General features: G+C 61.1%; 7 protein-coding genes. 2 read left to right on the top strand and 5 right to left on the bottom strand.

Features of this window, described 5'->3' with window-relative positions:
* Window positions 1-245: peptidoglycan binding protein CsiV (locus BMH52_RS15710; RefSeq protein WP_218190424.1), on the bottom strand; the 245-nt coding region annotated here is incomplete at its 3' end.
* A gap of 10 nt (window positions 246-255) precedes the next feature.
* Window positions 256-3705: a transcription-repair coupling factor gene (mfd, locus tag BMH52_RS15705; RefSeq protein WP_072434382.1), complete on the bottom strand. Its 3450-nt coding sequence runs from the start codon at window positions 3703-3705 to the stop codon at window positions 256-258.
* Between the two features lie 340 nt (window positions 3706-4045).
* On the opposite strand from mfd, the gene BMH52_RS15700 reads away from it, so the two are divergent.
* Window positions 4046-5509, top strand: coding sequence for a glyceraldehyde-3-phosphate dehydrogenase (locus BMH52_RS15700; protein WP_032873405.1), 1464 nt, complete (start codon window positions 4046-4048; stop codon window positions 5507-5509).
* A gap of 171 nt (window positions 5510-5680) precedes the next feature.
* On the opposite strand, the gene BMH52_RS15695 is transcribed toward BMH52_RS15700, so the two are convergent.
* Window positions 5681-6214 (bottom strand): chalcone isomerase family protein, encoded by a 534-nt coding sequence (locus tag BMH52_RS15695; RefSeq protein WP_072434383.1) that lies wholly within the window; start codon window positions 6212-6214, stop codon window positions 5681-5683.
* 214 nt (window positions 6215-6428) lie between these two features.
* On the opposite strand from BMH52_RS15695, the gene sthA reads away from it, so the two are divergent.
* On the top strand, window positions 6429-7823 hold the full coding sequence (gene sthA, locus BMH52_RS15690; RefSeq protein WP_003189670.1) for a Si-specific NAD(P)(+) transhydrogenase: 1395 nt from the start codon (window positions 6429-6431) through the stop codon (window positions 7821-7823).
* A 42-nt stretch (window positions 7824-7865) separates the two neighbouring features.
* On the opposite strand, the gene BMH52_RS15685 is transcribed toward sthA, so the two are convergent.
* Window positions 7866-8588: a glycerophosphodiester phosphodiesterase family protein gene (locus tag BMH52_RS15685; protein ID WP_014717518.1), complete on the bottom strand. Its 723-nt coding sequence runs from the start codon at window positions 8586-8588 to the stop codon at window positions 7866-7868.
* A gap of 44 nt (window positions 8589-8632) precedes the next feature.
* A complete protein-coding gene (locus BMH52_RS15680) occupies window positions 8633-9211 on the bottom strand; it encodes a PilZ domain-containing protein (RefSeq protein WP_073844236.1) in 579 nt (192 codons plus the stop codon).
* Between the last annotated feature and the right edge of the window lie 71 nt (window positions 9212-9282).

The raw sequence follows: 9282 nt of genomic DNA, 5'->3' as shown, positions 1-9282 counted from the left end.
TGGGCGAGCACCGTGTAGTTGGCGTCGGCGCGCAGCTTGTCGACGATATTGCCCAGGCGCGGCGGGCTCATCCGCTCACCCAGGCGCGGCGCGCCCGCATCCCAGTTTTCCGGGGCGGCGCGGCTGTTGATCACTGGTTCTGCATTCTGGCGCACCAGGATCATTTCCACCTGATACAGGCCGTCGGCAAAGGCTGAAGGTGCGAGTACCACCAACAACAGGCTCAAAATGCGGAACACGCGCATGGGGGCGTCCTTAAACGGATTTCGGAATGAGGCGTTCAAACAGCGCCTCCAAAGTGTTGAAGCGTTCTTCGGCGCGTTCCATCGGCACCATGAACTTGAACAGCGTAGCCCCTTCGAACTTGTAGCGGTTGGGCTGGCCCTGGATCAGCTTGATCAGCACCAACGGGTCAACCGGCGTCTGCGCTTCGAATTCGATACGCCCGCCTTGCGGCCCGGCGTCGACTTTCTTGATGCCCAACTGCTCGGCCTGCAACTTGAGCAGGGTCAGGCGCACCAGGTTTTTGGTCGGTTCAGGCAGCAGGCCGAAACGGTCGATCATCTCTACCTGCAAGTCCTTGAGGCCTTCTTCGTCGGCCGCCGAGGCAATGCGCTTGTACAGGATCAACCGTGCATGCACATCCGGCAGGTAGTCTTCGGGAATCAACGCCGGCAAGCGCAGGTTGATCTCCGGGCCGCCGCCCAAGGGTTGGTCGAGGTTCGGTTGTTCGCCTTTGCGGATGGCTTTTACCGCGCGTTCGAGCATCTCCATATACAGCGTGAAACCCACCGCCTGGATCTGCCCGCTCTGGCCGTCGCCGAGCAATTCACCGGCACCCCGGATTTCCAGGTCATTGGTGGCCAATACAAAGCCGGCCCCGAGGTCTTGGGTATTGGCGATCGCTTCCAGGCGTTTTTCCGCATCGGAAGTGATCTGCTGGCGCGGCGGTGTGAGCAGGTAGGCATAGGCCTGGTGGTGACTGCGCCCGACGCGACCGCGCAATTGGTGCAGCTGCGCCAGGCCGAACTTGTCGGCACGCTCGATGATGATGGTGTTGGCGCTCGGCACGTCGATGCCGGTCTCGATGATGGTCGAGGCGATCAGCACGTTGAAGCGCTTGTGGTAGAAGTCGCTCATCACCTGTTCGAGTTCGCGCTCGCGCATCTGCCCGTGGCCGATGGCGATACGGGCCTCAGGTACCAGTTCGGCGAGGTCGGCGGCGCACTTCTCGATGGTTTTCACATCGTTGTGCAGGTAATACACCTGGCCGCCGCGCAGCAGTTCGCGCAGCAGGGCTTCCTTGACCGTGCTCTTGTTCTGCTCCATCACAAAGGTGCGCACCGACAAACGACGCGCCGGAGGCGTGGCGATGATCGACAGGTCGCGCATACCCGACACCGCCATGTTCAGCGTGCGCGGAATTGGCGTGGCGGTGAGGGTGAGGATATCGACTTCACTGCGCAGGGCCTTGAGCTGTTCTTTCTGGCGCACGCCAAAGCGGTGTTCTTCGTCGATGATCACCAGGCCCAGGTTCTTGATCTTCACATCGTCCGACAGCAGCTTGTGCGTACCGATGACGATGTCGATCTTGCCCTCGGCCAGGTCGGCAACGGCGGCGTTCACTTCCTTGGCGGACTTGAAGCGGCTCATCACCTCCACGGTCACGGGCCAGTCGGCAAAGCGGTCGCGGAAACTGTTGTAGTGCTGCTGGGCGAGCAGGGTGGTCGGCACCAGGATCGCCACCTGGCGACCGCCGTGTACCGCAATAAAGGCTGCACGCATGGCCACTTCGGTCTTGCCGAAGCCCACGTCGCCGCACACCAGGCGGTCCATCGGCTTGGGCGCGAGCATGTCGGCGCGCACCGCTTCGATGGTGGTTTGCTGGTCCGGGGTTTCTTCGAACGCGAAGCCAGCGCTGAAGGTGGCGTAATCGGCTTTGGGGTCAGCGAAGGCATAACCTTCGCGGGCAGCACGGCGGGCATAGATGTCGAGCAGTTCGGCGGCCACGTCGCGCACCTGTTCGGCGGCCTTGCGCTTGGCTTTCTGCCAGGTCTCGGAGCCCAATCGATGCAACGGCGCCAAGGCGTCGTCGCTGCCGGTGTAGCGGGCGATCAGGTGCAGGTTGGCCACCGGCACGTAGAGCTTGGCGCCCTCGGCGTATTCCAGGGTGAGGAATTCGGCGGCCTGGTTGTCGATCTCCAGGGTCTGCAGGCCCAGGTAGCGGCCCACGCCATGGTCGATATGCACCACCGGCGCGCCTTCGCGCAGCTCGGTGAGGTTCTTGATCACCGCGTCGTTGTTGGCATCGGCGCGTTTTTCCCGGCGACGGCGTTGCATCACGCGCTGGCCGAACAGCGGGCTTTCGGCGATCAAGGCCAGCGCCGGGTCATCCAACCGCAGCCCTTCGTCCAGCGGCGCGATGGTGATCGCCAGGCGCTCTTTGCTGGCGACAAAGTCAGGCCAGCTGTCGACGGTTTTCGGCCGCAACTTCAGGCGTTCCAACAGCTCTAGCAGCACTTCGCGACGCCCGGCGGATTCGGCGGTAAACAGCACGCGGCCCGGGAAGTCGCCGAGGAAGTTCGACAGCGCCTCCAGCGGTTGCGTGGCTTTGGCCTGGATCGCCAAATCGGGCAACGCGCTCGCCGGGAAACGCTCCCGGCCACTGCCGGCGTCCACGTCCTGCTGGCTGGCTACTACACGCGGCCAGTTTTTCAGGCGCGCGAAGCAGTCTTCAACTGGCAGGAACAGTTCAGCGGGCGGCAATAAAGGCCGGGATGGATCGACGCGACGTTCTTCGTAGCGGTTGCGCACATCGTTCCAGAAGTTTTCCGCCGCCTGTTCGATACCCGGCAGCGAGAACACCTGGGTGTCCTGGGGCAGGTAGTCGAAGAGGGTGGAGGTCTCGTCGAAGAACAACGGCAGGTAGTACTCGATACCGGCAGGTGTAATCCCGCTGCTCAAGTCCTGGAAGATCGGGCAGCGACGGAAATCCACATCGAAGCGCTCACGAAAGCGCGCCTTGAAGCGTGTTACCGCGTCTTTTTGCAGCGGAAACTCCCGCGCCGGCAGCAGCTTGATCGAGTCGACCTTGTCGATAGAACGCTGGTTCTCCGGGTCGAAGGTGCGCAGCGTCTCGATTTCGTCATCGAACAGGTCGATGCGGTACGGCAGCTTGCTGCCCATCGGGAACAGGTCGATCAAGGCGCCGCGCACCGCAAACTCACCGTGCTCGTACACCGTGTCGACGCAGCGGTAGCCGCTGGCTTCCAGGCGCGTGCGCATCTGCTCGACGTCGAGCTTCTGGCCCACGTCCAGCACCAGGCTGCTGCCGAGCAGGAACTTGGTCGGCGCCAGGCGGTGCAGGGCGGTGGTGATCGGCACCACCAGCACGCCGTGGGCCAGTTCCGGCAAGCGGTACAGGCTGGCGATGCGCTGGGAGATGATGTCCTGGTGCGGCGAGAACAGATCGTAAGGCAGGGTTTCCCAGTCGGGAAAATGCAGCACCGGCAAATCCGGGGCGAAGAAGCTCAGCTCCTGCTCCAACCGTTCGGCACTTTGGCTGTCGGCGGTGAGCAGCAGGGTAAAGCGCTTGGCTGCGCTGGCAGCCTCGGCAATGGCCAGGCTCAGGGCGGCACCGGGCAGGTTGCCCCAGTACTGTTTACCTGCCGCGGCAGGGAGTAGCGGTAGACGCAGAACGGGCACGGAAGGTTGAGCTCCAAGCGTTGCGACAAAGTCGGTAATTGTAACGGCCCCAGGTGCCGCCTGTCAGTTGCTGACTGTGCCTATTACGGTTTGTAGGAAATGTAGTGGCTAAGACAAACAATGGCGGGTTTTGACTCAATATGTAGTGCCAAAATGCGCGAATGTTTAGGAGGGTTACGGACAAGTCGGCCTGCTCACCAAACTAGTGGCCTTCTGGAACCCGCGTGTTTCCTGGGCTGTAGCGCGGTGGTATTTTTTTGCAAGGGCTTTTTGTTGCCCTTCGCGCATTGCTCAACGCTCAGTCGGGCGACATAATGTAGCCCCTTTTTTCTGCCCCTACATGTGGAAGGTTCCCGTGACTCAGAAGCCCGACCAGTGTCTTGGTGAATGGATCGACCGTGAAGCACTCGCTGAAGCGATGATTCCGCTTATCGGTCAGCTGTACCGCAATAACAATGTGGTGAGCTCGATCTATGGCCGCAGCCTGATCAACCAGTCTGTCATCGCGATTCTCAAAGCGCACCGCTTTGCGCGCCATCGCTCCGCCGACGACAGCGAACTCTCCGTCCACGAAACATTCCCACTGCTCAAAGCCATGAGCGAGCTCAAGCTCGGCGCGGCTTCGGTAGACCTGGGCAAGTTGGCCTACAAATTCCGCAAAGAAGGCGCTGGCCGCACCGCCGAGCAGTTCGTGCGTGAAGAAATGGCCGATGTGGTTGGCCAGCAAAACGCTGCCGCCCGTAAAGGCACCGACGTGGTGCTGTACGGCTTTGGCCGTATCGGCCGCCTGCTGGCGCGCATCCTGATCGAGAAAACCGGTGGCGGCGACGGCCTGCGCCTGCGTGCCATCGTGGTGCGCAAAGGCGCCGAGAACGACCTGACCAAGCGCGCCAGCCTGCTGCGTCGCGACTCGGTACACGGCTCGTTCAACGGCACCATCACCATTGACGAAGAAAACAACACCATCACCGCCAACGGTAACCTGATCCAGGTGATCTACGCGAAGAACCCGACTGAGGTGGATTACACCCAGTACGGCATCCAGAACGCCCTGCTGGTGGACAACACCGGCGTATGGCGTGATGCCGAGGGCCTGGGCCAGCACCTGGCTTGCCCGGGTGTTGACCGCGTTGTGCTGACCGCGCCTGGCAAAGGCAAGCTCAAGAACATCGTGCACGGCATCAACCACGCTGAAATCACCGCTGACGACAAGATCGTGTCCGCCGCGTCCTGCACCACCAACGCCATCGTGCCGGTGCTCAAGGCGGTGAATGACAAGTTCGGCATCGTTAACGGCCACGTTGAAACCGTTCACTCGTACACCAACGACCAGAACCTGATCGACAACTTCCACAAGGGCGATCGCCGTGGCCGTAGCGCCGCGTTGAACATGGTGATCACCGAGACCGGTGCTGCCACCGCTGCTGCCAAGGCCCTGCCTGAACTGGCCGGCAAGCTGACCGGTAACGCGATCCGCGTACCGACGCCGAACGTGTCGATGGCCATTCTCAACCTCAACCTTGAGAAAGCCGCCACCCGTGAAGAGATGAACGAGTACCTGCGCTACATGGCGCTGCACTCCGACCTGCATAAGCAGATCGACTTCGTCAATTCTCAGGAAGTGGTCTCCACCGACTTCGTTGGCTCGCGCCACGCCGGTGTGGTGGACGCCGAAGCGACCATCACCCAGGACAACCGTGTTGTGCTGTACGTGTGGTACGACAACGAGTTCGGCTACAGCTGCCAGGTGGTTCGCGTGATGGAAGACATGGCTGGGGTCAACCCGCCTGCGTTTCCGCGCTAAGCCTGTGCGCTGAATGAGAAAGCCCCGACTGGTTCGGGGCTTTTTTATGCCTGTGGTTTTTGTGGTGGCTGGGAGGGCCTTATCGCAGGCAAGCCAGTTCCCACAGTTGAACTGCATTTACCTGTGGGAGCTGGCTTGCCTGCGATGACGATGGAACCGTCAACGCCGCCATCACTTGAGTAGCGTGTTGCGCAAACTGCCCGACAGCCCTTTGGGCCCGAGCCAGATACCCAGGTAGGCCTTCGCTAATTCAGCGTCCGGACTGCTGAACACCACCTGGCCATTAATCTCCAGATTCAACCCGCGCCCCGGACGAAAATCCAGGGCATAGCGATCACCGCTGCGAATATCCCGAAAGCGCGCGTGCAGCTTGGCTATCTCTGGGTTCAACCCGGCATTGGCTTGCTGGCGCTCCAAGGTGACGGTGGCCGCCTTGATCACATCATCGCGATCAATGTCGCGAAAGTAATACAGCGCCAGGCGCACAGCCTTCTGCTGGTCCCAAGCCTGCTTTGCCGGCAGGTCAGCGGGTGCATACAGCGCCGCGGCATACACATCCGCCCAGAGATAGTTGAACACCGCCTGGTTTTTCAGGGCCAGCCCCGCAACCTTTGCGGGGAAGCTTGCCTGCTTGAGCCGCTGTGCATCGTTGGCGTACGCCGTGAGCGACACCATCAGCATCAAACAGAAAAATAGTTGTCGCATAATGGCTCATCCTGAATTCGGCGCTGGTTTGCGTCCTGTAGTATGGCAACACTGGCCTACGACGCGACCAAGGGTTAATGTTCGCGGCGCTCGGCCTTCTATAGACTGTGCCCCGGTTCACACACTTGAGCCAAATTGTCCTTCATGCACGCTGGCCGCGGCATGATTTAGCCCGGCGTCCAACCGTACGCCTGGCCTGTTCTGAGGAGTACGCATGGCTGTCTACAACTACGACGTGGTGGTACTGGGTTCCGGCCCAGCTGGAGAAGGTGCGGCGATGAACGCTGCCAAAGCAGGGCGCAAGGTGGCGATGGTCGATAGCCGTCGCCAGGTCGGCGGTAACTGCACCCACCTGGGTACCATCCCGTCCAAGGCATTGCGTCACTCGGTACGGCAGATCATGCAGTTCAATACCAATCCGATGTTTCGGGCCATTGGTGAGCCGCGCTGGTTCTCCTTCCCGGACGTACTGAAAAGCGCTGAAAAAGTCATCTCCAAGCAAGTCGCCTCGCGTACCGGCTACTACGCCCGTAACCGCGTCGACCTGTTCTTCGGCACCGGCAGTTTTGCCGATGAGCAAACCGTCGAAGTGGTCTGCGCCAATGGCGTGGTCGAGAAGCTGGTGGCCAAGCACATCATCATCGCCACCGGTTCGCGCCCGTATCGCCCAGCGGACATCGATTTCCACCACCCGCGTATCTACGATAGCGACACCATCCTGAGCCTGGGCCATACCCCGCGCAAACTGATCATCTACGGCGCCGGCGTGATCGGCTGTGAATACGCCTCGATCTTCAGTGGCCTGGGTGTACTGGTCGAGCTGGTGGACAACCGCGACCAGTTGCTCAGCTTCCTCGACTCGGAAATCTCCCAGGCGTTGAGCTACCACTTCAGCAACAACAACATCACCGTGCGCCATAACGAAGAGTACGAGCGGGTCGAAGGCCTGGACAACGGGGTGATCCTGCACCTCAAGTCTGGCAAGAAGATCAAGGCCGACGCCTTGCTGTGGTGCAACGGCCGTACCGGCAACACCGACAAGCTGGGCATGGAAAACATCGGGGTCAAGGTCAACAGCCGTGGCCAGATCGAAGTGGATGAGAACTACCGCACCTGCGTGCCGAACATCTACGGCGCCGGTGACGTGATCGGCTGGCCAAGCCTGGCCAGTGCCGCCCATGACCAGGGCCGCTCGGCCGCTGGCAGCATTGTCGACAACGGCAGCTGGCGCTACGTGAACGACGTGCCGACCGGGATCTACACGATTCCCGAGATCAGCTCGATCGGCAAGAATGAGCACGAACTGACCAAGGCCAAGGTGCCTTACGAAGTGGGCAAGGCGTTCTTCAAGAGCATGGCGCGTGCGCAGATTGCCGGTGAGCCGCAAGGCATGCTGAAAATCCTGTTCCACCGCGAAACCCTGGAAGTACTCGGCGTGCATTGCTTCGGCTACCAGGCCTCGGAGATCGTGCACATCGGCCAGGCGATCATGAACCAGCCAGGTGAGCAAAATACCCTCAAGTATTTCGTCAACACCACCTTCAACTACCCGACCATGGCCGAAGCCTATCGGGTAGCGGCCTACGACGGCCTCAACCGGCTTTTTTGAGCGGCTCCGGCCGGTGGCCTGAGCCGGCCGGGGAGACCGATTTCAGTAATTCTCGAGGGTGGCAGTGGCCAAACCGGGAAAGTCTGTAATCAGGCTATCTACGCCGAAGTCGGCGAGCCTGCGCATCAGCGCAGGTTCGTTGACTGTCCACACGGACACATGCAAGCCCTGGCGCTGGGCTTTTTCCAGCCGCTCGGGGGTGCACAGCGTCCAGTTCAATGCCAAATACTCACAGCCGTAGTTCTGCGCGACCTTCAGCGGGTCGAGCCAGGCGTATTCAGCGACCAGGCCGCGTGACAGGTCCGGGGTGAGTTCCACGGCGGCCTTGAGCACTTCCCGCGAGCTCGACGTCACCGTGACCTTGTCCATCAAGCCAAAGCGCACAGCCATTTCGCGAATCGCCAGCACAGTGGTGGCGGCACGGGTACGCGAGGCGCTTTTGACTTCCAGTTGCCAGTGATCGAAGTCGCACTGTTCGAACAGCTCCTCCAGACGTGGAATCGGGCAGGGGCTTACCCAGCCTGGGCCGCCTTTGCGTGCGTCCATCTTCACCAGGTCAGCCGCCGAGTACTCGACGACCTTGCCGCGTCGGTCGGTGGTGCGCTTGAGGGTCGGGTCGTGGATGACCATCAACTCGCCGTCCATGGACAGGTGCAAGTCCAGCTCGCAACGACGTACGCCGTGTTTGAGACATTCCTGAAAGCTGGTCAGGGTGTTTTCCGGTGCTTCGCCTTTGGCACCGCGGTGGCCGTAAATCAGGGTCACAGTTGCTCCTTTGCGCCAGGATGGCTGGCGTCGTGAATACGCATTCAGAGGTCTTCGCTTTGTTCTCGCGCCAGGCGGCGTTCCTGGGCCTGTTTCTGCAGGATATAGCGCGCCAGCAGTTGGCGTTGGGCATCGGTCATGGACTCGAACTCCGTGCCCACATCAAAGCCGTCGCCCTTGGGGTCGCAATGGGTCACCCGCGCGCGCAGCAACAGGCCGAGCGCCTGGGGCATCAGCACCAGCTTGACCGCCAGGTGAGTGTCGGCGGGCAGCGGTGTCGGGTGCTGGAAGTCGATGCCGCCTTCGGAGAGGATCACCGGTTGCGGCGCGCCCACCTCGTTCAGCAAACCGCGAGCCATGACCTGGCTGAGCAGATCCAGGCGTTTGTTCTGCACTTTGAGGAAGGCCGCCAGGCTGCGGTCTTTCTCGCTGATCTGGCGCAGCAGGTGCTGGGCTTCGAATTCGCTCAGATGCAGTTCGCTGAGCAGATTGAACAGCGGCGAATCATCCAGCAACACTCCCTTGCTCGCCGCGTCGGGGCCAGACAGGGGTTTGATTTGAAGTGCGATCATGTCATCGATACGGTAGTATTCGCGGCGCTCTTCTTCATCTAATGTCGACATGGCGAACCCCAGGTAACGGTAATGGTCTGAGTGTAAAGCTGCTGACCAGACCCCGCCACCGGGACGTCTTC

Origin of the sequence: Pseudomonas sp. BTN1, assembly GCF_001907715.1 — a bacterium.
Lineage (GTDB): Bacteria > Pseudomonadota > Gammaproteobacteria > Pseudomonadales > Pseudomonadaceae > Aquipseudomonas > Aquipseudomonas paracarnis.
The sequence above is the reverse complement of the archived record's forward strand: the minus strand, read 5'-3'. Positions and strand labels throughout refer to the sequence as shown.

Excerpts from the sequence above, each read along its gene's own strand:
- BMH52_RS15700 (WP_032873405.1), top strand. The coding sequence starts at position 4,046 with ATGTGGAAGGTTCCCGTGACTCAGAAGCCCGACCAGTGTCTTGGTGAA.
- BMH52_RS15695 (WP_072434383.1), bottom strand. The coding sequence starts at position 6,214 with ATGCGACAACTATTTTTCTGTTTGATGCTGATGGTGTCGCTCACGGCG.
- sthA (WP_003189670.1), top strand. The coding sequence starts at position 6,429 with ATGGCTGTCTACAACTACGACGTGGTGGTACTGGGTTCCGGCCCAGCT.
- BMH52_RS15680 (WP_073844236.1), bottom strand. The coding sequence starts at position 9,211 with ATGTCGACATTAGATGAAGAAGAGCGCCGCGAATACTACCGTATCGAT.